General features: G+C 72.3%; 19 protein-coding genes and 2 tRNA genes. 16 read left to right on the forward strand and 5 right to left on the reverse strand.

What is annotated here, in order from left to right:
- Nucleotides 1-29: 29 nt before the first annotated feature.
- From nadD to ACLB9X_RS18845, 5 genes are all read left to right on the forward strand, one after another.
- The gene (gene nadD, locus ACLB9X_RS18825; RefSeq protein ID WP_410361540.1) at nt 30-653 is read left to right on the forward strand and encodes a nicotinate-nucleotide adenylyltransferase; all 624 of its coding nucleotides are present in this window, start codon (nt 30-32) and stop codon (nt 651-653) included.
- Between the two features lie 19 nt (nt 654-672).
- On the forward strand, nt 673-2,412 hold the full coding sequence (locus ACLB9X_RS18830; RefSeq protein ID WP_410361541.1) for a LytR C-terminal domain-containing protein: 1,740 nt from the start codon (nt 673-675) through the stop codon (nt 2,410-2,412).
- Nucleotides 2,413-2,531: 119 nt separating this feature from the next.
- Nucleotides 2,532-2,966 (forward strand): ribosome silencing factor, encoded by a 435-nt coding sequence (gene rsfS, locus ACLB9X_RS18835; protein WP_215184459.1) that lies wholly within the window; start codon nt 2,532-2,534, stop codon nt 2,964-2,966.
- Nucleotides 2,963-3,649: a histidine phosphatase family protein gene (locus tag ACLB9X_RS18840; protein ID WP_410361722.1), complete on the forward strand. Its 687-nt coding sequence runs from the start codon at nt 2,963-2,965 to the stop codon at nt 3,647-3,649. The genes rsfS and ACLB9X_RS18840 overlap by 4 nt, the downstream gene beginning before the upstream one ends.
- A 171-nt stretch (nt 3,650-3,820) precedes the next feature.
- Nucleotides 3,821-3,893 (forward strand) — tRNA-Ala (locus ACLB9X_RS18845).
- Between the two features lie 104 nt (nt 3,894-3,997).
- Here the strand turns inward: ACLB9X_RS18845 and ACLB9X_RS18850 are convergent.
- Nucleotides 3,998-4,861: a helix-turn-helix transcriptional regulator gene (locus tag ACLB9X_RS18850; RefSeq protein WP_410361542.1), complete on the reverse strand. Its 864-nt coding sequence runs from the start codon at nt 4,859-4,861 to the stop codon at nt 3,998-4,000.
- A 94-nt stretch (nt 4,862-4,955) separates the two neighbouring features.
- Between ACLB9X_RS18850 and ACLB9X_RS18855 the strand changes: the two genes are divergently transcribed.
- From ACLB9X_RS18855 to ACLB9X_RS18865, 3 genes are all read left to right on the forward strand, one after another.
- Nucleotides 4,956-6,407: an MFS transporter gene (locus ACLB9X_RS18855; protein ID WP_410361543.1), complete on the forward strand. Its 1,452-nt coding sequence runs from the start codon at nt 4,956-4,958 to the stop codon at nt 6,405-6,407.
- Nucleotides 6,408-6,712: 305 nt separating this feature from the next.
- The gene (locus ACLB9X_RS18860) at nt 6,713-6,886 is read left to right on the forward strand and encodes a hypothetical protein (RefSeq protein ID WP_018846673.1); all 174 of its coding nucleotides are present in this window, start codon (nt 6,713-6,715) and stop codon (nt 6,884-6,886) included.
- Between the two features lie 141 nt (nt 6,887-7,027).
- Nucleotides 7,028-7,100: transfer RNA gene (locus ACLB9X_RS18865), tRNA-Ala, on the forward strand.
- A gap of 61 nt (nt 7,101-7,161) precedes the next feature.
- On the opposite strand, the gene ACLB9X_RS18870 is transcribed toward ACLB9X_RS18865, so the two are convergent.
- Together ACLB9X_RS18870 and ACLB9X_RS18875 are read right to left on the reverse strand one after the other, a co-directional pair.
- On the reverse strand, nt 7,162-8,751 hold the full coding sequence (locus ACLB9X_RS18870; RefSeq protein WP_410361544.1) for a ferredoxin: 1,590 nt from the start codon (nt 8,749-8,751) through the stop codon (nt 7,162-7,164).
- Nucleotides 8,748-10,274, reverse strand: coding sequence for a hypothetical protein (locus ACLB9X_RS18875; RefSeq protein WP_410361545.1), 1,527 nt, complete (start codon nt 10,272-10,274; stop codon nt 8,748-8,750). Before ACLB9X_RS18875 ends, ACLB9X_RS18870 begins: the two co-directional genes overlap by 4 nt.
- 417 nt (nt 10,275-10,691) lie before the next feature.
- Here ACLB9X_RS18875 and leuS point away from each other — a divergent pair, with 417 nt between their 5' ends.
- The 6 genes from leuS to ACLB9X_RS18905 all read left to right on the forward strand — a co-directional run bounded on the left by leuS (nt 10,692) and on the right by ACLB9X_RS18905 (nt 20,825).
- On the forward strand, nt 10,692-13,553 hold the full coding sequence (leuS, locus tag ACLB9X_RS18880) for a leucine--tRNA ligase (protein ID WP_410361546.1): 2,862 nt from the start codon (nt 10,692-10,694) through the stop codon (nt 13,551-13,553).
- Nucleotides 13,554-13,662: 109 nt separating this feature from the next.
- A complete protein-coding gene (locus tag ACLB9X_RS18885) occupies nt 13,663-14,421 on the forward strand; it encodes a hypothetical protein (protein WP_410361547.1) in 759 nt (252 codons plus the stop codon).
- A 111-nt stretch (nt 14,422-14,532) separates the two neighbouring features.
- On the forward strand, nt 14,533-15,378 hold the full coding sequence (locus ACLB9X_RS18890) for a DegV family protein (RefSeq protein WP_410361548.1): 846 nt from the start codon (nt 14,533-14,535) through the stop codon (nt 15,376-15,378).
- A gap of 1,200 nt (nt 15,379-16,578) precedes the next feature.
- The gene (locus ACLB9X_RS18895) at nt 16,579-17,226 is read left to right on the forward strand and encodes a helix-hairpin-helix domain-containing protein (protein WP_410361549.1); all 648 of its coding nucleotides are present in this window, start codon (nt 16,579-16,581) and stop codon (nt 17,224-17,226) included.
- Nucleotides 17,223-19,826: a ComEC/Rec2 family competence protein gene (locus ACLB9X_RS18900; RefSeq protein ID WP_410361550.1), complete on the forward strand. Its 2,604-nt coding sequence runs from the start codon at nt 17,223-17,225 to the stop codon at nt 19,824-19,826. The genes ACLB9X_RS18895 and ACLB9X_RS18900 overlap by 4 nt, the downstream gene beginning before the upstream one ends.
- Nucleotides 19,827-19,997: 171 nt before the next feature.
- Nucleotides 19,998-20,825: an arylamine N-acetyltransferase family protein gene (locus ACLB9X_RS18905; protein WP_410361551.1), complete on the forward strand. Its 828-nt coding sequence runs from the start codon at nt 19,998-20,000 to the stop codon at nt 20,823-20,825.
- Nucleotides 20,826-20,937: 112 nt separating this feature from the next.
- On the opposite strand, the gene ACLB9X_RS18910 is transcribed toward ACLB9X_RS18905, so the two are convergent.
- The gene (locus ACLB9X_RS18910) at nt 20,938-21,180 is read right to left on the reverse strand and encodes a hypothetical protein (protein ID WP_410361552.1); all 243 of its coding nucleotides are present in this window, start codon (nt 21,178-21,180) and stop codon (nt 20,938-20,940) included.
- Between the two features lie 69 nt (nt 21,181-21,249).
- Between ACLB9X_RS18910 and holA the strand changes: the two genes are divergently transcribed.
- Nucleotides 21,250-22,236: a DNA polymerase III subunit delta gene (gene holA, locus ACLB9X_RS18915; protein WP_410361553.1), complete on the forward strand. Its 987-nt coding sequence runs from the start codon at nt 21,250-21,252 to the stop codon at nt 22,234-22,236.
- 312 nt (nt 22,237-22,548) lie between these two features.
- On the opposite strand, the gene rpsT is transcribed toward holA, so the two are convergent.
- Complete coding sequence (gene rpsT / locus ACLB9X_RS18920; RefSeq protein WP_365990413.1) at nt 22,549-22,815, reverse strand: 30S ribosomal protein S20; 267 nt, start codon at nt 22,813-22,815, stop codon at nt 22,549-22,551.
- A 270-nt stretch (nt 22,816-23,085) separates the two neighbouring features.
- On the opposite strand from rpsT, the gene lepA reads away from it, so the two are divergent.
- Nucleotides 23,086-24,951 carry a translation elongation factor 4 gene (gene lepA / locus ACLB9X_RS18925; RefSeq protein ID WP_410361554.1) on the forward strand — a complete coding sequence of 622 codons (1,866 nt, stop codon included), beginning with the start codon at nt 23,086-23,088 and terminating at the stop codon, nt 24,949-24,951.
- Nucleotides 24,952-25,072: the final 121 nt, after the last annotated feature.

Below are 25,072 nucleotides of genomic sequence, written 5' to 3' on the forward strand. Positions count from 1 at the left end.
GGCCGCCCGTGCCAGTAGGCTCTGCACGCATGGGAGAGCAGAACGTGGCCACGGGTTCCGGTACCGGCAAGCGCCGGCTCGGTGTGATGGGCGGGACATTCGACCCGATCCACCACGGGCACCTGGTGGCCGCCAGCGAGGTGGCCGCCCTGTTCCACCTCGACGAGGTGGTGTTCGTGCCGACGGGGCAGCCGTGGCAGAAGACCCACAAGAACGTGTCACCGGCCGAGGACCGCTATCTGATGACGGTCATCGCCACGGCGTCCAACCCGCAGTTCTCGGTCAGCCGCATCGACATCGACCGGGCCGGGCCGACGTACACGATAGACACGCTGCGTGAGTTGCGTGCCCTCAACGACGACGCGGATCTCTTCTTCATCACGGGCGCCGACGCGCTCTCCCAGATCCTCAGCTGGCGCAACGCCGAAGAACTGTTCTCGCTCGCCCATTTCATCGGTGTCACCCGGCCGGGCCACGACCTGACCGACGACGGGCTGCCCGAGGGCGGCGTCTCCCTGGTGGAGGTCCCCGCGCTCGCGATCTCGTCCACCGACTGCCGTGAGAGGGTCGCCCAGGGCGATCCGGTCTGGTACCTGGTGCCGGACGGCGTGGTCCGCTACATCGACAAGCGCCAGCTGTACCGCGGCGAGTGAGCCACGGAGAGGGGCACCGGTGAACGACCAGCAGAATCCTTACGACCCGTACCACCAGCAGCCGCAGATCATCGGCTACGACGAGTACGGACAGCCGGTCTACCAGCAGCCCCAGCCGTACGACCCTTACGCACAGCAGCAGTCCCAGCACCCTCGGTCCACAGATCAGCAGGCCGGCGGGCAGGGCTACGGCTACGACCCGTACGCCCAGCAGACCCCGGACGCGGCTGGCCGTCCGGACCAGTACGGGCAGTACGACCCGTACGGCACCCAGCAGTACGCCGCACCGCCCGGTCAGCAGGGCTACGGCTACGACGGGTACGGCTACGACACGGGCACGCAGCCCGCGGCCGTCGACACCACTCAGCAGTGGAACATCCCCCACCAGCAGCCCGCCCCCGCGGAGCAAGCCGGCCGGGGCGGCCGGCCGGCCCAGGGCGCGCCCGAGCCGGCGGCGGTGCCGGAACAGCGGCGCGTCGCGGACGGCGACGACCGCGAGTACCGCACCGAGCAGTTCGCCTTCATCGAGGAACCGGACGAGGACTCCGAGGACGTCATCGACTGGCTCAAGTTCACCGAGAGCCGTACCGAGCGCCGCGAGGAGGCCAAGCGGCGCGGCCGCAACCGCGTCGTCGCGCTCGTCGTCACCCTCGCGCTCGTCCTCGTCGGCGGGGTCGGCTACCTCTGGTACGCGGGCAAGCTGCCGGGCCTGTCCGGCGCCGAGAGCGCCGGCGGCACCGCGGCCGGCCCGCAGAAGCGCGACGTCATCGTCGTGCACCTGCACAACACGAAGAGCGAGCGGACCTCGACGGCGCTCCTGGTCGACAACGTCACCACGAAGCAGGGCACGACCGTCCTTCTTCCCAACACGCTCTCCGTCGCCAACGACGACGGCACCGCCACCACGCTCGGCAAGTCGGTCGAGGACGACGGGTCCACCGGGACGCGCGAGGCGATCGGGACCCTGCTCGGCGCGAAGATCTCCGGCACCTGGCGGCTGGACACCCCGTACCTGGAGAACCTCGTCGAGCTGGTCGGCACGATCGACCTGACCACCGACACGACCGTGCCCGGTGCGAAGAAGGGCGACGAGCCCCTGGTGAAGCAGGGCGAGAACCAGACCCTCGACGGGCGCGCCGCCGTCGCCTACGCGACGTACGTCGGCCCCGGCGAGGCCGAGGAGAAGCAGCTCCAGCGCTTCGGCCAGGTCATGCAGGGCGTGCTGAAGAAACTCCCGGACGACGCCGAGTCGGCGACCGTCGTTGTCGAGACCCTCGGCCAGATCCTCGACCCCTCCCTGAACGAGAAGGATCTCGGCAGTTCGCTCGCCCAGCTCGCCGAGCACGCCAAGGGCGGCGACCACAAGACCGCGGTGCTGCCCGTGCAGCAGGACGGCACGCTCACCGAGCAGGCGGCGGACAGCGTGGTCAAGGACGTGCTCGGCGGCTCGGTCAGCGCACCGGAGCAGGGCGCGGCCGTGCGGGTCGGCATCAAGAACGGCACCGGCGACGACAAGGCCACCGAAGCGGCCCGGATCTCGCTCGTCAACGGCGGCTACACCGTCATCGACGGCGGCAAGGCCGACACGACCGCCGCCTCGCAGGTCACCTACGGTGACGAGGCGCAGAAGGCGAAGGCCCAGGAGGTCGCGAAGACGCTCGGCCTGCCCGCGGACGCGGTGACGAAGGGCAAGGCCGCCGCGAACGCCGACGTCTCCGTGGTCCTCGGCTCCGACTTCGAGGGCGACCCGGCGGACTGAGTCGGGGCCCGGCGCCCGCGCCGGGCCCCCGCGCTGACGCGTCCCGAACAATCACGGCGAGGTCCGTCGGCGGTCCGTGAGACCCTTGAAGAGTCCTGACCGCCGACGAAAGCCTGCCTGTGACCGCCACGGACCGTTCCATCGAGCTCGTCAACACCGCCGCACAGGCGGCCGCCGACCGGCTCGCGCACGACATCATCGCGTACGACGTCAGCGACGTGCTGTCCATCACGGACGCCTTCCTGCTCGCCTCAGCTCCCAGCGACCGCCAGGTCAAGTCGATCGTCGACGAGATCGAGGAGCGGCTGAACAAGCAGCTCGGCGCCAAGCCGGTGCGCCGCGAGGGCGACCGTGACGCCCGCTGGATCCTCCTCGACTACGTCGACATCGTCGTCCACGTCCAGCACAGCGAGGAGCGCGTCTTCTACGCCCTGGAGCGCCTGTGGAAGGACTGCCCGGAGCTCCCGCTGCCCGAGGACGCCAAGAAGACCCGCGGCAAGGCCGAGGAGCACGCCCGCCTCGCCGGCAAGGAAGCGGAAGGGGAGCTGAGCTGAACGGCACGAGCGGCGGGGGTGCGGCCGGCGACGGCCGTACGAGCAGGAAGCGGGGCCGCCGTGTGGTCCTGTGGCGCCATGGACAGACCGCGTGGAACCTGGAGCGCCGTTTCCAGGGTTCCACGGACATCGCACTGACGGAGACCGGTGTCGCACAGGCGCGCCGCGCCGCCCGGCTGCTCGCGTCGCTGAAGCCCGACGCGATCGTGGCCTCCGACCTCAAGCGGGCCGCGGCGACCGCGGGCGAGCTGGCCGCCGTCACCGGCGTCGACATCTCCTACGACGCGGCGCTCCGCGAGACGTACGCCGGCGTGTGGCAGGGCCTGACCCACGACGAGATCGTCACGCAGTACGGCGAGCAGTACGCCGCCTGGAAGCGCGGCGAGCCCGTGCGCCGCGGCGGCGGCGAGCTGGAGACCGAGGTCGCGGACCGGGCCGCGCCCGTGGTCCTGCACCACGCGGACAAGCTGCCCGACGACGGCACGCTCGTCGTCGTCAGCCACGGCGGCACCATCCGTACGACCATCGGCCGGCTGCTGGGCCTGGAGGCCCGCCACTGGGAGAGCCTCGGCGGTCTGTCGAACTGCTGCTGGTCGGTGCTGGGCGAGGGCGCGCGCGGCTGGCGGCTCCTGGAGCACAACGCCGGGACCCTGCCCGAGCCGGTGCTGGGCGACGACACCTGAGACCCACGGCCCTCCCGGCAGGTCCGCCCTGCCGCGCGGAGGCCGCCGGTCCGGGCACCGGCCATGCCCCGGCGACCACCGCCGGGGCGGCCCCCGGACCCGGATTTCACTTTCCGGCAGGTCGCAGGCTAAAGTTCTTCTTGTTCGCAGCGCGGAGCGCGAAGAACACGCGGGGCTATAGCTCAGTTGGTAGAGCGCCTGCATGGCATGCAGGAGGTCAGGAGTTCAATTCTCCTTAGCTCCACAATCAGGATCCCGTCCCCGGCAGGGGGCGGGATCTTCGCGTCGGCGCCGCTGGTCCGCGGTCCGCGCGGGGGCACGAACCGGCGGACAGCCCCCTCGCGCGCGTCAGCCCCGCAGCGCCCGTATCCGCGCGTCGCTCTCCTCGTCGTCCGGCGTGTACGCCACGATCCGGCACTCCGGCATCCCGTTGATCGACAGCGACACCGACGTCATCCGCACCTCGCCGACCGTCCGGTGACGGAACGTCTTGACCCGCGGGCCCGGCGGCACGACGTCGCCGCTCTCCCACAGCCGTGCGAAGAACGGGCTCGCTGCCGACAGGCGCTCGACGAACGACTCCCAGGCCGGCTCGCCCACATGGCGCCCGTACGCGCCGCGCAGCTGGGCCACCATCAACGGCAGCTCGGAGTCCCGGAAGACGACCGGGCAGGACGCCTCGGACACCGTGAACAGCGCCCACAGCACATTGCCCACGCCGTGCGCCTCCGGGCTGTCCAGCTCGAAGAGCTCACGGTAGGCCGGGTTGGTGGCCAGGATGTCGTAGCGGGCGTTGTAGACCACCGCCGGGCGGGGGTCCAGCGCGTCGATCAGGCCCTGGATCTCGGGTCCGACGCTCTGCTCCTCGGCCGCGGGGTCCGGCGCGTACGGGACCTCCGCGAGGTGGTAGAGGTGCTCGCGCTCGGGCTGGTCGAGCCGCAGGGTGCGGGCCACGGCGTCCAGCACCTGCGCCGAGGCGTTGATGGGGCGGCCCTGCTCCAGCCACGTGTACCAGGTGACGCCGACGCCCGAGAGCTGTGCGACCTCCTCGCGGCGCAGGCCCGGCGTACGCCGCCGCAGCCCCGGCGGCATGCCGACGTCGGCCGGTGTCAGCCGGGCCCGGCGGCTGCGCAGGAACGCGGCGAGCTCGGACCGGCGCCGCGGACGCGCCCCGCTCCTGGTCCCTGTCGTCATCGTGGTCACACCCCCCATCGTCGAAGCAGCGGTCCGCCGTTGCCAGGTGCTGTCAGTACCAGCATCGACGGGCTCTCGTTACCCGTATCCGGGGCACGGCAGTCTCGCCGCCATGACGACGACCGCTCCCCGCACCCCGCGAAGTACCCCGCGGACAAGTAAAGACCCCACCACTGACAGTGGCGGCCCCCGGCTGCTGCTGGCCGCCGTGCTCGCCGCTCAGTTCATGGCGCTCCTCGACACCTTCATCGTGAACGCGGCGGCACCCACGATCCGCGCCGAACTCCGCACGTCCGGCGCCGACCTGCAGCTCGTCGTCGCCGGATACACCATTTCCTACGCCGTCCTGCTGATCGCCGGCGCGCGTCTCGGTGCGACGTCCGGCCACCGCCGTGTGTTCCTCGGCGGCCTGGCGGCCTTCACCGCCTTCTCCCTCGCCTGCGGACTCGCCGCGGACACGGGACAGTTGATCGCCTTCCGCTTCCTCCAGGGAGCCGGGGCGGCCCTGATGATCCCTCAGGTGCTGAGCCTCATCCAGCGCAACTTCACCGCGGAGGGCCGCATCCGGGCACTCGGGGCCTACTCCGCCGTCCTCGCGAGCGGCGCCGCCGCCGGCCAGGTCGTGGGCGGCGTCCTGGTCAGCGCCGACCTGTTCGGCACGGGCTGGCGGCCGGTCTTCCTCGTCAACGTGCCCATCGGTCTCGTACTCCTGCTCCTGGGTGCCAAGGTGCTGCCGCGTGACCGGCAGGCGGCCCGGGTGCGCGCCGGCGGTCTCGACCCGGCCGGGCTGGTGCTGCTCGCCGCGGCGGTGTCACTCTTCACCGTCCCGCTGGTCCTCGGGCAGGAGCAGGACTGGCCTCTGTGGTCCTGGCTGTCGCTGGCCGCGTCGGCGGTGGTCCTGGCCGGCCTTCTGTGGCACGAGGCGCGGCTCGCGCGCCGGCGAGGTGCGCCCCTGATCTCCCCGAGGGTGCTGCGCAGCCCCGGAATCGGCCTCGCGGTGCTGAGGATCGCGGCCGTCATGGCGGTGAACGCAGCCTTCCTCTTCACCGTCACGCTCCACTTCCAGGGCGCCCTGGGACACAGCGCGCTGCGTGCCGGGCTGATGTTCGCGCCGTCGGCCGTCGTGTTCGGCGTCGTGGCGACGACCTGGCGGCGCTGGCCGACCGCATGGCAACGGGCCCTGGTGTCGGCCGGTTTCGTGCTGACCGGGGTCGCGAGCGCCGCCGTGGGACTGCTGTTGCGCGACGGCGGCGACGGCGGTCCGCTGCTGTACGCGGCCTTCGTGGCCAGCGGCGTAGGCATGGCTGCCGCCTACAGCCCCACCCTGACCGGCGCGCTGGCGAAGGTGCGGCAGGAGGACGCCGCCGACGCGAGCGGGCTGCTGGTGACCGTCACCCAGCTGGGACAGATCGTCGGCGTCGCCCTGTTCGGCACCCTCTTCCTCGGCCGGCTGACGGAACCGGGCCCCCAGGCGTCCGCCGACGCCCTGTGGGTGACCGCCCTCGCGCTGTCCGGTGCCTGTGTGCTGGGTGCCGTGGCCGGTCTCGTTCGCAAACGCCGCTGACCTCCTTGCGTGGCCATGGCAGAATCGGACGGCCGGAGGGGACACCGGCGGTGAGGGAGGGAGCGCGGATGTCCGCCAGCGGCGAGGAAGCCCGGGAGGCTGCCGATGACCTGCTTGCCACGGCGGAGGCACGTGCTCGCCTCAGCTGTCCTTCCTGCGGTTCTGCCCATGTCGCCCAGGTCCTCGGAGACAACGGAGGCGTTTCCTACGTGTGCACGGCCTGCGGCCACAGCTGGAGCTGAATGATGGGTTCCCACAGGCGGAAGTGCGACTGGTGCGGCAGCGGTACGCCGATCGTCAGAGACATGGATCCGGTCAATCCGGAGTACCAGTACTGGTGCGAGGAGTGCGCGCGGGCGCTGATCATAAAGGGCGACCCCATCGAGACCTACCGGGAGCTCGAGGGGGAGCCGATCTACGGCCGGCTGCTCGACGAACACTGCACCCTCAAGCGTTTCTACTCGTTCGCGACCGCCTGACCCGCCCCTCCGCCACCAGCCGCGAAGCGGAGAATCCGGTATGTGTCGGTCACCGGGGGAAACGATTTGGAGATGCGCCGACGAGGGCGTTAATGTTCTCTACGTCGCCGCGGGGGAACCCGGACAGGGCGGCCACGGCAAGGGGCTATAGCTCAGTTGGTAGAGCGCCTGCATGGCATGCAGGAGGTCAGGAGTTCAATTCTCCTTAGCTCCACAGAAGCAGGAAGCGGGCCACCCGGATCGGGTGGCCCGCTTCGTCGTGTCGGTGCGTGCCGTCAACCCCGGCCGCTGCCCAGGGCCTTGCGGTTACTGCTGGGCAGCGCGGGGCGCGACGGCTCCGGGGCGGGAGCGGCCACCTGCTCGATCCGCATCGCGAGTGCCGGGCAGCGGCGCACGGCACGCTGTGCGCGCCCGCGCATGTGCACCGGGACCACCGCGTCGGCCACCGACGGGTAGCCGTCGGGGTTGAGCCGGATCAGCTCCGGGATGATGTCGGCGCACAGCCCGTGCCCCTGGCAGAGCGTCCAGTCGATGAAGACCTTCTCGCCGCTGGGAATGGACTCCTCCGCCTCCTCGTAGCCGGGCAGCGGAAGGGGCAGCACACCGGTCACCGGCCGTCCGCAGCCGCCGTCCAGCACGTGGGCCGCGAGGTCGTCGGTGAACGCGGACAGCGTCGAGGCGAAGAACCGGGCCGAACCGTCGGGGTGCTTGCACGCACCGCGGCCCTTCACCGCCCCGGTCACCTCGCGCAGTGCCTCCAGCGCCGCCGGGCCGCCGCCGTTGATCACGTCGGCGAGCCCGCCGGCTGCGGCCGGCAGGCCGAGCTTGCACGGCCCGCACTGGCCTGCGGTCTCCGCGGCGAGCCAGTTGGCCACCCGCAGCGACTCGCCCAGCGGGCAGGTCTCCGGGCCGATCGGCAGGATCGCCCCGGCCCCCAGGGCGCCCCCCACCGACGCCAGGGACGCCTTGGAGACGACCGCCTCGTGCACGGCGACCGAGTCGATCCAGTTGCCGTGGTAGCCGCCCGTGAGCACGCCCTGCGGCAGCGGCGGCGCACCGGCCAGCTGGAGCACGTACCGCAGCGGGACGCCCGTGGGCACCTCGACGACCATGGGACGCGAGACGGCGCCGGAGATCGTCAGCATCACCGTGCCGGGCTCGGCGTCCAGGCCCGTGTGCGCGTAGCGGCGCGAGCCGATGCGCGCCGCTACGGCGAGCTGCGCGAACGTCTCGGCGTTCGACAACAGCGTCGGCGCGCCGCCGACGCCGGAGTCCGCGGCGCGCATTCGGCGGCCGGGCGGCAGCGCGGGGCCGCCGTTGACCGCGCGGATGACGGAGGACGCCTCTCCGGAGACCATCCGCTCGGGCGTGCGGACGACTCTGGCGCGCAGCTGCTGACCGCGCCGGTCGCTCAGGCCGCGTTCGGCGAGGGCGGCGCGCATCGAGATTTCCGTGGAGTTGCGGGTGACCGCGACGACCAGGGTGCGTGCGCCGAGCGCCTCGGCGGCCAGCAGCGCACCGTCGAGGATGAGGTGCGGCGCACGGTTGAGCAGCACCGTGTCCTTGCGGCAGGCCGGTTCGCCCTCGCTGCCGTTGACCACGACGACGGGCCGCACGCCACGCCGGATCGCCGACTTGGCGACGGCGCGCAGCTTCTTGCCGAACGGGAACCCCGCGCCGCCGCGGCCGGTCAGCGATATCTCCTCGGCCAGCTGGGCGAGCCGCTCGCCGCTGACCGGCTCCAACGGCCCGTGGACCTTCAGGTGCATCTGCAGGTCGAGGCGTTCGACCAGGTCGAATCCCTGCGTCAGCTGGGGGAGCCCGACGACGCGGACCTCGGGGACGTCGGGGAGCGGGGCGTTCACGGTCGTTCTCCTGCAGGTGCGTTCCAGGGCTCTCCGGCCGGCGGCTGGAAGAGCGGCCCGGGCATCGTCGCGGTGTCGTCGTATGCGGCGGGGCCGCCGTTCCCGTACGGGGAGCGGTCGTCGTACGGGGAGGGCGACGCGGCCTCGTTCGCACCGGCGGCGCCGTAGGAGGCGGGGGTGGAGCCGTAGTCCCCGCTGGTGTCGTAGGCCGCCGTGGAGCCGTACGAGGGGCCGGCGGGGTCGTAGGACGGCGTGGTGGCGCCGTACACGGGCGGGGTGTCGTAGGAGGGGGCCGGGTCGAACAGCGGCGGGGGCGGGGTGTCGTAGAGCGGGGGCGCCTGCTCGGGGCGCACGGCCTGGGCCGGCGGAGGCGGCGAGGGGGTGGGCCAGGTGCCCGGACGGGGTCCCGTCTCGGACACCACGGGTATCTCGTCGGTCATCGGCACGCGCTCGGCGAGCGGAGCGGCGGTGTCGGCCGCCAGGGACACGGCCCGATAGGCCGCGGCCATGCCGGGCCCGCGGCCGGGGCCGGAACCGCTGGGAACGACCGTCGGCTCGGCGTCCGGCGGCGGAGGGGCCTCGTACAGCTGCGGCGAGGGTGCGGCCAGCCGGGGCGGCTGCGCGCGCGCCTGCCCGAGCGGTGGCGGGAAATCCTGCTCGTACGGGCGTTGCGACGGAATGCCGTTCGCCGTGTTCATGCGGTCCATGCGGTCCATGCCGGCGGATACGGGCGAGCGGCCCGTCCCGTTCAGTCCGCCCGCGCCGGGCAGCGGCGACATGACCGGATCACGTTGTGCCTGCTCGTCGGCGGCGGGCGGTCCGTCGCCGGTGCCGGTCAGGGACATGATCCTTGCGGCGACGCGCCGCTGCACCGGCCGCGGCAGCAGCCGGACCGACACCGCGGCCGCCACTCCGAGCAGGGCCAGGCAGTACATGGTGACGACCCAGGTCGCCGCGGGGCGACCCGCGTAGAGCCCGTGGACGAGGGCGAAGCACCAGGCCGGGTAGGCCAGCATGTGCAGCGGCCGCCAGCGGCTGGCGACACGGATGTTGCCCGCGAGCACGCTGCGCAGCGCTCCGGTCGTGGCCGCGACCACCATGAGGAAGCCGGCCAGCGAGCCGAAGCCGATGAGGGCGGAGGTGCCCGTGACACCGAGACCGAACGGGATCAGCGCGCCGATCAGCGCCACGTGCCCGAGTGAGACCTTCACGGTGGCGTGCAACAGCAGGAAGCCGAGCGAGGCGACCGCGGTCGTCCGGTGGATGCCCTGGGCGAGCAGACGGTGGCGCGGGGAGAGGAGGACCCGGTCGGTGGCGATCAGACCCCACGCGACGGATGCCGTCAGCGACACCAGGGAAAGGACCCCGGTGGTGAAGTCGAGCGCTGCGCGAAAGCTGTCGCTGCCCCCGATGGCGAGCACGGGGATGAGGATCAACGCGGCCGCGTAGAGGCCGCCTTGCACCGGGCGGCTGAGTCCGGGGCCGGGGCCCGGCGACAAACGCTGTTTGAGACGAGGGTTCATGGGGCGACTCCGAATGGTGCGGGAAAGCTGTCCCGTTGCCGCACTCTAGGTCGGCCCATACTGCTCAGTACGGGGTTTCACTGTTATTCGCGGGGAAGCAGCGGCAACTGACCCGGAGGTTGCCCTGTATAGGGTCGATACGCGGAGTAACGCGGATCCATGATCGCTCGCGAGCCGCCACCGGCCGGTCACAGGGCGCCATGGACGGCGAATGCGACCCCTTCCCCCCGCTGCGGTACCCTGACGCCATGCGTGCCGTACGCCTTCTGCTTAGCGAGCCGCGCTGATCAGTCCCGACGGATGAAAGACCCGTCGGAATCGGCGCGGCGTCCCCTCCTGTGCGAGGGGATTTTTCATTTCGTCACCGGATGAATCAGCGGCAGCTGGCAGAGACGATCGATGGAGCTTTTAAGGATCATGAGCGAGATGACTTCTGCTGCCGAGGCAGCAGCCCCGCATCGTTATACGGCTGCCATGGCGGCCGACATCGAGGCACGCTGGCAGGACTTCTGGGACGCCGAGGGGACCTACGAGGCGCCGAACCCGAGCGGTGACCTGGCCGGCGACCCGGCCATGGCCGCCCGCCCCAAGAAGTTCATCATGGACATGTTCCCGTACCCCTCGGGTGCGGGCCTGCACGTCGGTCACCCCCTGGGCTACATCGCCACCGACGTCTTCGCCCGCCACCAGCGGATGACCGGGCACAACGTCCTGCACACCCTGGGCTTCGACGCCTTCGGCCTGCCCGCCGAGCAGTACGCCGTGCAGACCGGCACGCACCCGCGCGTGTCGACCGAGGCGAACATCGTGAACATGCAGGCGCAGCTGCGCCGACTGGGGCTGGGCCACGACAAGCGCCGCTCGTTCGCCACGATCGACCCGGACTACTACAAGTGGACCCAGTGGATCTTCCTGCAGATCTTCAACTCCTGGTACGACGAGGAGGCGAAGAAGGCCCGCCCGATCGACGAACTGGTCGCCCTGTTCGAGAGCGGTGAGCGGTCCGTACCCGGCACGCGCGCGTGGAGCGAGCTGAGCGCCAAGGAGCGCGCCGACGTCCTCGGCGAGTACCGCCTGGCGTACGCCTCCGACGCGCCCGTCAACTGGTGCCCCGGCCTGGGCACCGTGCTGGCCAACGAGGAGGTGACGGCCGACGGCCGCTCCGAGCGGGGCAACTTCCCCGTCTTCAAGGCCAAGCTGCGCCAGTGGAACATGCGCATCACCGCCTACGCGGACCGGCTGCTGGACGACCTGGACGCGCTGGACTGGCCCGAGGCCATCAAGCTGCAGCAGCGCAACTGGATCGGACGCTCCGAGGGCGCCCGCGTCGACTTCTCGGTCGACGGCCGCCCGGACGCGAAGGTCACCGTCTTCACCACCCGCCCGGACACCCTGTTCGGCGCGACCTACATGGTGCTGGCCCCCGAGCACGGCCTGATCGACTCGATCCTGCCCGCCGAGTGGCCCGAGGGCGTCAAGGAGTCGTGGACCGGTGGCGCGGCCACCCCGGCCGACGCCGTCGCCGCGTACCGCAAGCAGGCCCAGACGAAGAGCGACGTCGAGCGGCAGACCGAGCACAAGGACAAGACCGGCGTCTTCACCGGCGCCTATGCGCAGAACCCGGTCACCGGCGCCCGCATCCCCGTGTTTGTCGCCGACTACGTGCTGATGGGCTACGGCACCGGCGCCATCATGGCCGTGCCCGGCCAGGACGAGCGCGACTGGGAGTTCGCCGAGGCCTTCGAGCTGCCGATCATCCGCACCGTCCAGCCGCCCGAGGGCTGGGAGGGCGAGGCGTTCACCGGCCAGGGCCCGGCGATCAACTCCGCCAACGACGAGATCTCGCTGAACGGCCTGCCGGTCGCCGAGGCCAAGAGCCGGATCATCGAGTGGCTGGTCGCCAAGGGCATCGGCGAGGGCACCATCAACTTCCGCCTGCGTGACTGGCTGTTCAGCCGCCAGCGCTACTGGGGCGAGCCGTTCCCGATCGTGTACGACGAGGACGGCGTCGCGCACGCCCTGCCCGAGTCGATGCTGCCGCTGGAGCTGCCGGAGGTCGACGACTACTCGCCGCGCACCTTCGACCCGGACGACGCCGACACCCAGCCCGAGACGCCGCTGTCCCGCAACGGCGAGTGGGTCAACGTGACGCTGGACCTGGGCGACGGCCCGAAGAAGTACCGCCGCGAGACCAACACCATGCCCAACTGGGCGGGTTCGTGCTGGTACGAGCTGCGCTACCTGGACCCGCACAACAGCGAGAAGCTGGTCGACCCGGCCGTCGAGCAGTACTGGATGGGCCCGCGCGAGGGTCAGCCGCACGGCGGTGTCGACCTGTACGTGGGCGGTGCCGAGCACGCCGTGCTGCACCTGCTGTACGCCCGCTTCTGGTCCAAGGTGCTGTTCGACCTGGGGTACGTCTCGTCCGCCGAGCCGTTCCACAAGCTGTACAACCAGGGCATGATCCAGGCGTACGTCTACCGCGACAGCCGCGGCTTCCCGGTGACGGCGGCCGAGGTCGAGGAGCGGGACGGGAAGTTCTTCTTCGAGGGCGAGCCGGTCAAGCGCGAGCTGGGCAAGATGGGCAAGTCCCTGAAGAACGCGGTGACTCCCGACGAGATCTGCGCCGAGTACGGTGCGGACACCCTGCGCCTGTACGAGATGGCGATGGGTCCCCTGGACGTGTCGCGGCCCTGGGACACCCGCGCGGTCGTCGGCCAGTACCGCCTGCTGCAGCGGCTGTGGCGCAACATCGTCGACGAGGCGACCGGCGAGGTCACCGTCGTCGACACCGAGGACGCCGACATCGACGCGGACACGCTGCGCGCCCTGCACAAGGCGATCGACGGCGCCGGCCAGGACCTGGCGGCCATGCGGTTCAACACGGCGATCGCCAAGATCACCGAGCTGAACAACCACCTGACCAAGACCGCAGGTCCGCTGCCGCGCTCGGTGGCCGAGCGCCTGGTGCTGCTGGTCGCGCCGCTGGCCCCGCACATCGCCGAGGAGCTGTGGCACAGGCTGGGCCACACCGGCTCGGTCGTGCACGCGAGCTTCCCGGTCGCCGACCCGGCGTACGTCGTGGACGAGACCGTGACGTGCGTCGTGCAGATCAAGGGCAAGGTCAAGGCGCGCCTGGAGGTGTCCCCCTCGATCACGGACGCGGATCTGGAGGCGCTGGCGCTGGGCGACGAGACGGTTGTCGCCGCGCTGGGCGGCGCGGGCATCCGCAAGGTCATCGTGCGGGCCCCGAAGCTGGTCAACATCGTTCCCGCGTAGCGGGGCCGGGGGGTCTCCCCTAGGGGCAGGCCGAGGGTTCCGGTGGAACCCTCGGCCTGCCCTTTCCGTTTACCGTGGGAAGAACCACAACCGATGCCGGAGGGCGTTCATGGATGCCGGAGCCGTAATCACGATCCTGGCGCTGCTTTTCTTCGCCTTCGTGGCATTGGGGGTGTATGTCGCCGTCAAGGTGGTGGGCGCCGCCAAGCGCGGCGTCGAGCGCACGGTCACCCAGGCACGCCGCACCGTCGAGGACACCACACTGCGGGCGAAGAGCTACGGACAGGGCGGCGTGAGCGGCGAGCTGGCGCAGCTCCGGCTATCCCTGCGCACGTCGATGCGGGCGACGCAGGAGACGCTGCAGGCGGGCGTGGCGGAGGACGCGTCGCTCTCCGAGTCGCTGGCGCTGTTCCGGCGGCTGAGCGCGCACGGACAGGAGCTCGACGCCGAGCTCAAGCGGCTGGAGCGCGAGCCCGACCGGGCGACGGTCGCCTCGCTCCTGCCGGCCCTGCGCGAGCGCACCGAGCGGATCACGCACTCCGCGGAATCGCTGCGCTGGGCGGCGCGAGACCGGGCCGGCAAGTTCGCCGAGGACGATCTGGACATCCTCAGCGCGCAGATCGACATGGAGGCCGGTGCGCTGCGGCACTGGTCGGCCGATGCCCCGGAGACCGGTGCGGACCACCGGCCGGGCCGCGCCGCGGACGCCGGCGGCGCAGGATCGCGGGCCCCCGGTGCGCCGGGCGAGCGGTCCTGGACGGAGCCGGACCAGGCACCGGAGCAGCCGCAGGCCATCACGGCAGGGGAACCGCGGCAGCAGACCACCTATCCGTGGCAGAAGTCCGCCCGCCCCGAGACCTCCAACTGATCACGGACGGCGGGCCGGGCCGCCCTCCGGGCCGTTCCGCTGCGCGCCTCGCAGAAGTACTGGGCAGGGCCGGGCTGCCGCCCGGCACCCGCGGCGGGTAACCTCCCGCTCATGTCCCGCCATGTCGCTATCGTCACCGATTCAACGGCCTACCTGCCGCCACCGATGATGGAGCGGCACAGCATCACCACGGTGCCCCTGACCGTCGTGCTCGGCGATCAGGCGCTGGAGGAGGGCACCGAGATCTCGGCGCGCTCGCTGGCCCTCGCGCTGCAGAAGCGCCGGCCGGTGACCACGTCCCGGCCCAGCCCCGAAACGTTTGCGCAGACGTACCGGGCCATCGCCGACAACGGCGCGAGCGGAATCGTGTCGCTGCATCTGTCGTCCGAGTTCTCCGGGACCTACGACGCCGCGGTGCTCGCCGCGAAGGACGCCCCCGTGCCGGTGCGGGTCGTCGACACGGGCATGGTGGCCATGGCGCTCGGCTTCTGCGCGCTCGCCGCAGGGGAGGCGGCGGAGGCGGGCGGCTCCCTGGACGAGGCCGTCGCGGCGGCCGAGAAGCGCGCCGAGGGCACGTCCGCCTACTTCTATGTCGACACCCTCGACTACCTGCGCCGCGGCGGCCGCATCGGCGCCGCGCAGGCCCTCCTGGGCTCCGCGCTCGCCGTGAAGCCGCTCCTGCAGCTCGAAGGGGGCCGGATCGAACCGCTGGAGCGGGTGAGGACCGCCTCGCGCGCCATCGCCCGGCTGGAGGAGGTCGTCGCCGAGCGGGCCGGTACGGCTCCGGTGGACATCGCGGTCCATCACCTCGCGGCGCCCGAGCGAGCGGCGGCGCTCGCGGACCGGCTGCGCGACCGGTTGCTCGGACTGGCCGACCTGCACGTGAGCGAGGTGGGTGCGGTGATCGGCGCGCACACCGGGCCGGGCCTGCTGGGAGTTGTGGTCTCGGCGCGCTGAGGGCGCGGGCGCTTGTTGCGTGCGCGCTGACGTAACGGTGGTCACTCGTCGGAGTGGCCGAGATGTCCACAACCTGTGGGCTGTCCACAGGAATTGGGCCTGTTCAGCGGATTCGGGCACATGTGCCTACCGTCCTGTGGCATGACTCTTCGATCACGTTCAGCCACGAGTGGACCCGGCCGTGCTCCGGCCTCCGACGGCCGCCTGCGCCTCGGCCCGAGGGGCCGCCACCGCGCCACGGGGCGCACTGACGCGCGAACCTCCGGAGCCGACGCGGCAGGCCGGGCAGGACCGTTGAGGGAACGGCTTCCGGGCGGGGGTGCGGGGGTGGTGCCGCCTGGAGCGGCGCATCCGGTGATGGGGCATCAGACGGCGGGGGCCGGCCCGCCGCCGGCCGGGAGCACGGGAGTTGCTGCGAGCGTGCCCGGCAGGGCGAGGACTGCGGTGGGCACGGCACTGCCGGCCGGGGCGCGTCCGGTGATGAGGCGTCCCACAGCGGGGGCGGCCGCGGAGGGTGGGAGCAGCACGTGGTCGCCGGTCGAGGTGGCGCGTCCTGGTTCCGGCCCGGGGCCGCGGGCGGCTGGGGGATCGGGCGTTGGGGGTGGGGCCGCATCCAGGGCCGGTGAGCCGACCGCTGCCGCGGACCGCCGTCTTCCGCGGCCCGGGCGGATGCGGGGCGGCCGGGCGTCGTCCGCCGCCGATGCCGTCCGCCGGAGGGCCGACGCACTGTTCGCGGGCGTCCCGCCCGCCACGGGAGGGGACAGGACGACGCCGACCATCCCGTCGGCCCCCGATCCCCCGGCCCGTCCAGGCACCGCGGCGAGGCGTCCGTCGTCCGCCGGGCCGGGTGCGCCGGTGTACGAGCCGGGCGCCGGCGTTGCCGCTGCTGCGGCGAGGCGTGCGTCATCTGCCGGTCCCGGCAGTTCGGCGTACCGGCCGGTGCCCGGAGCGGACACTGCCGCTGCGGCGAGGCGTGGCCCGTCGATTGGCCCGGGTGCGTCGGCTTATCGGCCGGGACCCGGCGTGGCGGGAGCCGCCGCGGCGGAGCTGCGTGACCCCGCCCATCGCGGCGGTCGGCTCGGCACCGGCGCAGACGGGCGACCGACGGCGGCGACGAACCTGGCAGACGCCGGCCACGCAGGCACAGGACCGCGCGGCGCTGCGCGGTGGCTCACGGTGCGCGAGCGGTTACCCCTATGGGTGCAACTCAGGTGCGGGCTCGAACCGCGGACCCTCGCCGCCCTGTCCGTAGTCCTCGTAGTCGCCGCGGTCTTCGCGGTCCAGCACTCCTGGGCAGGGCGGCCGCAGGCCGTGCGGGCCCCGGAGGTGGTTGAGCAGGGCGCCACGCCACTGCCGGGCCCCGTGGCGGAACCCGCGCCGTCGCCGGGTGCCCCTGCGTCCGCCGACGCACGGCAGTCCGCACGGATCGTGGTGGATGTGAGCGGCAAGGTCCGCAGGCCCGGCGTGCTGCGCCTGCCCGCCGGGTCACGCGTGGCCGATGCGCTGGAGGCGGCCGGGGGAGTGACAGCGGGGACGGACATGACCGGGCTCAACCGGGCACGTGTGCTGATGGACGGCGAGCAGGTGGTCGTCGGTGCTCCGCCGTCCGTCGCCGGGGCCGGGCCGCCCGGCCCGACGGGCACCGGGCCGGAGACCGGACCGATCAGTCTCAATACGGCGACCGCCGAGCAGTTGGAGACGCTGCCGGGCGTCGGCCCGGTCCTGGCCCAGCACATCATCGACCACCGCACCCGAAGCGGAGGCTTTCGCTCGGTCGACGAACTGCGCGAGGTCAACGGGATCGGCGACCGGCGCTTCGCGGACCTGCAGAACCGGGTGCGGCCATGACACGGGCGGCCGTGCACGCTGCCTCAGGGAACCGGCTCGGCGTGGCGGACCCGCGCCAGGAGGGACCCGCCGACCTGCGCCTCGTCCCTCCCGCCCTGGCGGCCTGGGCGGCGGCGGCGCTCGCCGTCGCCGCTCCGGGCCGGTGGACGGCGACCGGTGTCGCCGCATGCATCGTGACGGCGGGCATGATCCCGCTCGTCCCGGCCGCACGTCGGCGGTGGAGGGCCCGAGGCCAGTCGTCCCACGGCTCCGGGGAAGACGGCCCGCAGAGGCTCGACGCGGACGTCTCGGCGCTGTGGCATGACCGGGACGACTGCCGTGGGCGACCCGACGCGCACGGCTCGCGGCTGCGGCTCAACGCGACGGCCGTCGTCGCGGTGCTGCTGTGCGCCGCCGCCTCGGCCGCCTCCGCGGGGCTGCACAGCGCCGACGTGCGCCGGGGGCCGCTGCCCGGGCTTGCCCGTCAGCAGGCCGAGGTGACACTGGAGTTGACCGTCACCTCGGACCCGAGACCTGTGCGGCCCAGGGTCGTCGGCAACCGGATCGCGCCGGGAGCGACTGTGCTGAACGCCGAGGCGACCCGGGTGACGGGGCCTGGCGGCGTCACCACCGGCACGCGGACGCCGATCCTCGTGATGGTTCCCGCGGGCGGAGCGGTCGCGAAGTGGCGGCGGCTCCTGCCCTCCACCCGGCTGACGCTCGCCGGCCGGCTCGTACCGCCGCTCCGGCCGGACGACCCCGTCGCCGCCGTGCTGCGAGCCCAAGGCTCCGGCCCACCGCGGATCACCGGACCACCGACCGCCCTGCAGCGCATGGCGGGGGACCTGCGGGCCGGGCTGCGCGCGGCCACCGACGATCTGGCGCCGGACGCCCGGGCTCTGCTGCCCGGCCTGGTCGTCGGCGACACCTCCCGCGTACCGGAGGACCTGCACGAGGCGTTCGAGGCGACGGACCTGACGCATCTGCTGGCCGTGTCCGGCAGCAACCTCACCATCGTCCTCATTCTGCTGATCGGCCCACCCGGCAGGGCACTGCTCGCGGAACGGGGCGGCCTCGCACCACGTTTGGGCATCACCCTGCGCGGCACGGCCCTGCTTGGGGGAGCGCTCACGCTCGCCTTTGTCATCGTGTGCCGACCGGAGCCGAGCGTGCTGCGGGCGGCCGCCTGCGGGCTCGTCACCCTGCTTGCCATCGGGACCGGCCGCCGCAGATCGCTCGTGCCCGCGCTGGCCGCCGCCGTCCTTCTGCTCGTGCTGTACGACCCGTGGTTGGCGCGGAGTTACGGCTTCCTGCTCTCCGTTCTGGCGACGGGGGCGCTGCTCACCGTGGCGCCCGGGTGGAGCGCCGCTCTCCAGCGCCGGCGCGTGCCGCCACGGCTCGCGGAGGCCCTGGCCGCGGCCGCCGCGGCACAGGCCGTGTGCGGACCTGTGGTGGCGGTCTTCGCCGCCCGGGTCAGTCTGGTGGCGATCCCGTGCAACCTCGTCGCCGAAATCGCTGTCGCGCCGGCCACGGTCCTCGGCTTCGCCGCGCTGGCGGCGGCGCCGGTGGCGATACCGGTCGCGGAGGTGCTGGCCCGCTGCGCGGGTTGGCCGGCCGGCTGGATCGCCTCTGTGGCGCGGACCGGCGCGGCGCTCCCAGGTGCGGACGCCGAATGGCCGCGCGGCTGGACCGGCGGGCTGCTGCTGGCGGCGGTCACGGTCGTGGTCCTGCTCCTGGTCCGGCGGCTGCCACGCCATCCACTGGCAGGCGCGCTGTGCGCACTGCTGCTGCTCCTGGTGGTGCTGCGCCCGCCGCCGGTCACCGGAGTCATCAGCGGCTGGCCACCGCGGGAGTGGGACTACGTGATGTGCGACGTCGGGCAGGGGGACGCCACCGTCCTCGCGGCGGGGAGCGGTACGGCCGTGGTCGTGGACGCGGGCCCCGACCCGGAGCTGGCGGACCGCTGTCTGCGGGATCTCGGCGTGACGAGGATTCCGCTCCTGCTGATCACGCATTTCCATGCCGACCATGTCGCCGGGCTTCCCGGCGCGCTCAGAGGAAGGAGTGTCGGGGTCATCCAGACGACGATCCTTCAGGAGCCTTGCGGGCAGGCGGAATTCGTCCGGCGCATCGCCGCGGCGGCCGGAGTGCCGGTGGCGCGCGCCGCGCCGGGGGAGCGCCGCCGTACGGGCGGCATCGACTGGCAGGTGCTGTGGCCCGACGCCCGGGCGGGCCTGAGGCCGCAGGAACCGAACGACTCCAGCGTCGCCCTGCGGGTCCGCGCGGCGGGCGGCCTGTCACTGCTGCTCCTCGGCGACCTCGAACCGCCCGCCCAGCAGGCGCTGCTGCGGGCGCATCCAGAGATACCGCACGTGGACGTGCTCAAGGTGGCCCATCACGGCTCGGCGTACCAGCACCCCGCACTGATCGCCGGGGTCCGGCCGAGACTGGCGCTCATCAGCTGCGGTCGCGACAACCCGTACGGTCACCCGGCGCCCGGGACCGTCGGGCTGCTGCGGTCACAGGGGGCGATGGTGCTGCGCACGGACCGGGACGGGGCGATCGCGGTGGCCGGAGCGGGCCCGCGCCTGCGGGTCACGACCCGCGCGGGGCCTGGATGATCCCTGGCTCGCACGATTCGAGCCGCCGCGGCGCCGCTGCCTCCGGCAATGCCGGGCACGGCCGGGACGTGGCGGGCTCGGTACCTAGGTCCGGAGACCGACCCCTCCTACCGGAGGCCCGGGACCAGCGGCGCATGGCGTGGCGGCGCGCGACCGACGAGACTGCTCGACATGGGAACACCAGGACAGGAACGGCGGCCCCAGCCCGCGCTCTCCCCGCGGACCGTGGACGCGTACCTGCGCCGGATCGGCGCCGACCGGCCGGCGCGGGCCGACGCGGCGGCCCTGCGCGAGCTCCAGCTGCGGCATCTGCGCACGGTGCCGTTCGAGAATCTGTCGATCCACCGGGGCGAGGACATCGTCCTCGCCGACGACGTGCTCGTCGCCAAGATCGTGGAGGCCCGGCGGGGCGGCTTCTGCTACGAACTCAACGGCGCCTTCGCGGCGTTGCTGCGGGCTCTCGGCTTCACCGTGACGCTCTACCAGGCGCGCGTCTTCGGGGACGCCGGGCGGCTGGGCATCCCGTACGACCACCTCACCCTGCGCGTGGAGACGGTGGACGGCACCGGGCCGTGGCTGGCCGACGTCGGGTTCGGGGACCACAGCCACCATCCGCTCGTGCTGGACGACAGGGGGGACCAGCAGGACCCGGCCGGTGTGTTCCGGATCGTGGCCGGAGCGCAGTACGGGGACCTCGACCTGCTGCGGGACGGCAAGCCGCAGTTCCGGATCGACACCCGGCCGCGTGACCTCACCGACTTCGAGGCCGGCGCATGGTACCACCGCACGTCGCCGGCCTCGCACTTCACCCGCTCCCTGGTCTGCTCGCGGCTGACTCCCGAAGGCCGGGTCACCCTGAGCGGCCGCAAGCTGGTGGTCACCGAGCGCGGCGAGCGGCACGAGCGGCAGCTCGCCGGCGACGCCGCCGTACTGGCCGCGTACGAGGAGCACTTCGGGCTGGTGCTCGACCGGCTCCCGCCCGATCCGGCGGCCGGCTAGCAGCCGCCGGGGGGCCGATTCGCGCCTGGCGGCGCGCAGTCCCGTCCGCCCGTCCCGTGGGACCCGGCGCGGGCGCATCAGGCGGACTGCCGCCCGGTCTGCGCGCTCCCGGTCACGGGGCCTCGAGCCAGCCGTCGTACTCGGCGGCGAACTCGTCGAGAGCGCTCGCGTCCAGGCGTCCGTCGGGGTCCTCCACCACCACGAGCCACTGGGCGTCCTCGGCGTCGTCCTCGCCCGCCAGCGCGTCCCGCACCAGCTGTGGTTCATCCGTGACGCCGAAGCGTTCCGCCAGCTCCTCGGCCGCCTCCTCTGCGGCGTCGCGGTCGGGCAGCACCAGTACATGTCGTTCGTTCACCGGCCCATTCTCCGCTACGGCTCGGGACGCGCCGGAGGGTGTCAGTGGGCCGTGGGATGCTTGACCGCGATGGCCAGGAAGAATTCGACCGACGACCCGCTCGCCCCCGTCACGCTCGCCGTGGGCCAGGAGGACCTGCTCCTCGACCGCGCCGTGCAGCAGGTGGTGGCCGCGGCGCGGGCGGCCGACGCCGACACGGACGTACGCGACCTCACCGCCGACCAGTTGCAGCCCGGCACGCTCGCCGAGCTGACGAGCCCCTCGCTCTTCGCCGAGCGCAAGGTCGTGATCGTGCGCAACGCGCAGGATCTGTCGGCGGACACGATCAAGGACGTCAAGGCGTATCTCGATTCCCCCGTCGAGGAGATCACGCTCGTGCTCCTGCACCCCGGCGGCGCCAAGGGCAAGGGGCTGCTCGACGCGGCGCGGAAGGCGGGGGCGCGCGAGGTCGCCTGCCCCAAGACGACGAAGCCGGGCGAGCGGCTCACCTTCGTCCGCGCGGAGTTCCGGGCGCTGGGGCGGTCAGCGACGCCCGAGGCGTGCCAGGCCCTGGTCGACGCCATCGGCAGCGACCTGCGGGAGCTGGCGAGCGCGGTGTCCCAGCTGACCGCCGACGTCGAGGGCACGATCGACGAGGCGATCGTCGGGCGTTACTACACCGGCCGCGCCGAGGCGTCGAGCTTCCACGTCGCCGACCGGGCCGTCGAGGGCCGGGCGGCGGAGGCGCTGGAAGCGCTGCGCTGGTCGCTGTCGACCGGCGTCGCGCCCGTGCTGATCACGAGCGCGCTGGCGCAGGGCGTGCGCGCGATCGGAAAGCTGTCCTCGGCGCGGGGCGGCAGGCCCGCCGACCTGGCGCGGGAGCTGGGCATGCCGCCGTGGAAGATCGATCGGGTCCGCCAGCAGATGCGCGGCTGGACCCCCGACGGCGTCGCGATGGCCCTGCGGGCGATCGCGGAGGCGGACGCGGGGGTGAAGGGCGGCGGGGACGACGCGGAGTACGCCCTGGAGAAGGCGGTCGTCACGATCGCCCGAGCGGCCCGCCTCCGCCGCGCCTGACCCTCCGGGGCGTTGGCCCACGGCCCCGCCGCCCCTCGGGGGCCGTGCCGCCCCACTCGGACGCGGCCACTCCCTGAGGGCCCACCCCGAACCGCCAGGCGCGGCCGGCCCCTGCGCCCTCAGGCCCGAACTCTCCCCGGGCATGGCAAAGGCCCCGTCCGGTCCTGGGGAAGGAGCCGGGGCCGGGGCCTTGGCTTCGAGCTTGGTGCGCCGCACCCGCGTGGCGAACGCAGGCCGCGTGCGGCGCGAGGGGTGCCGGTCGGGAGCGGATGAGAGGGCCCGCTTGATCCCTAACGGCGATCAGTCACGTGCTCAGCCCTGGAGGGAGGCAACCTTGGAGGCCAGCGCCGACTTCTTGTTGGCGGCGGCGTTCTTGTGGATGACACCCTTCGAGACGGCCTTGTCGAGCTGACGCGAGGCGGCACGGGCAGCCACGGTCGCCTTCTCGACGTCGCCGGCGGCGACGGCCTCACGGGCCTTGCGGATCGCGGTCTTGAGCGACGACTTGACGGCCTTGTTGCGCAGGCGCGCCTTCTCGTTCGTCTTGTTCCGCTTGATCTGGGACTTGATGTTCGCCACGAAAAGCCCTTTTCTGGGGTTTCACCCACGCCCATGGGGCGCAGGGGGAGTTCGATGATCTTCAACTGCATGTCTCTTCCCCCTGGCCCTTCGGACACGGGAGGTGCCCCCGGAGAGGGCGCGAGACACAGCTGCTCAGGCTACCAGTCGCCCCACGGGTGGCCCAAACCGGGCACAGCCCCGCACGCGTGGGACCATAGAGCCTACGTATCGATCCGACACGGACCCGAGCTCACCGACCCGGCGTCTGCCAAAGAATCAGGACCCTGCGTGCCCGCGACTCCTACCCACGTGCCCGAGCCGAGCCGTACCGACCCGGCGCTGATCCGCAATTTCTGCATCATCGCGCACATCGACCACGGCAAGTCGACGCTTGCCGACCGGATGCTCCAGCTGACCGGTGTGGTCGAGCAGCGGCAGATGCGTGCTCAGTACCTCGACCGTATGGACATCGAGCGCGAGCGCGGCATCACGATCAAGTCCCAGGCGGTCCGTCTGCCGTGGGCGCCCACCGAGGGTGAGGACCAGGGGAGGACCCACATCCTCAACATGATCGACACCCCCGGGCACGTCGACTTCACCTATGAAGTGTCGCGGTCGCTCGCCGCCTGCGAGGGCACCATCCTGCTCGTGGACGCCGCTCAGGGCATCGAGGCGCAGACCCTGGCCAACCTCTACCTGGCCATGGAGAACGACCTCACGATCGTCCCGGTGTTGAACAAGATCGACCTGCCGGCCGCGCAGCCGGAGAAGTTCGCCGAGGAGCTGGCGAACCTCGTCGGCTGCGAGCCGGACGACGTCCTGCGCGTCTCCGCCAAGACGGGCGTCGGTGTCGAGGCGCTGCTCGACCGGGTGGTCAAGGACGTCCCGGCCCCGGTCGGTGTCGCCGACGCGCCCGCCCGCGCGATGATCTTCGACTCGGTCTACGACTCGTACCGCGGTGTGGTCACGTACGTGCGAGTGGTCGACGGCCAGCTCAGCAAGCGTGAGCGGATCCGGATGATGTCGACCGGCGCGACGCACGAGCTGCTGGAGATCGGCACCAACTCCCCGGAGATGCTGCCCGCCGACGGCCTCGGCGTCGGCGAGGTGGGTTACCTGATCACCGGTGTGAAGGACGTCCGCCAGTCCAAGGTGGGTGACACCATCACCCAGCAGACCAAGGGGGCCACCGAGGCGCTCGGCGGCTACAAGGACCCCAAGCCCATGGTCTTCTCCGGGCTGTATCCGCTGGACGGCTCGGACTACCCGGAGCTGCGCGACGCACTCGACAAGCTCCAGCTCAACGACGCGGCCCTGGTCTACGAGCCGGAGACCTCCGCCGCCCTCGGCTTCGGTTTCCGCGTGGGCTTCCTCGGCCTGCTGCACCTCGACGTCATCCGGGAGCGGCTGGAGCGCGAGTTCGGCCTCGACCTGATCGCCACGGCCCCGAACGTGGTCTACCGCGTGACCATGGAGGACGGCACCGAGCACACGGTCACGAACCCGAGCGAGTTCCCCGAGGGCAAGATCAACGAGGTGCACGAGCCGGTCGTGCGGGCCACGATCCTCGCGCCGAGCGAGTTCATCGGCTCGATCATGGAGCTCTGCCAGACCCGCCGCGGCACCCTGCTCGGCATGGACTACCTCTCCGAGGACCGGGTCGAGATCCGCTACACCCTGCCCCTCGCGGAGATCGTCTTCGACTTCTTCGACCAGCTGAAGTCCAAGACGCGCGGTTACGCCTCCCTCGACTACGAGCCCACCGGCGAGCAGGCCTCCAGCCTCGTCAAGGTCGACATCCTGCTGCACGGCGACAAGGTCGACGCCTTCTCCGCCATCACCCACAAGGACCAGGCGTACGCGTACGGCGTCCGGCTCGTCGCCAAGCTCAAGGAGCTCATCCCGCGGCAGGCGTTCGAGGTCCCGGTCCAGGCGGCCATCGGCTCCCGGGTCATCGCCCGCGAGACCATCCGCGCCATCCGCAAGGACGTTCTCGCCAAGTGCTACGGCGGTGACATCTCCCGTAAGCGGAAGCTGCTGGAGAAGCAGAAGGAAGGCAAGAAGCGCATGAAGATGGTCGGCTCCGTGGAGGTCCCGCAGGAGGCCTTCATCGCGGTGCTGTCCAGCGACGATGGCGGCAAGAGCAAGAAGTAGTCACGAGGCCGGGCGGGTGACGGCGGGTGCGCCGGGAACGGCCCCCCACGCCGGCAGCCCGCCTTCCCTTCCCGCGCGTACCAAAAAGCGCCCGTCCGGACCAGGACGGGCGCTTTTCGGC

It is taken from the genome of Streptomyces sp. 5K101 (genome assembly GCF_046506645.1).
Lineage (GTDB): Bacteria > Actinomycetota > Actinomycetes > Streptomycetales > Streptomycetaceae > Streptomyces.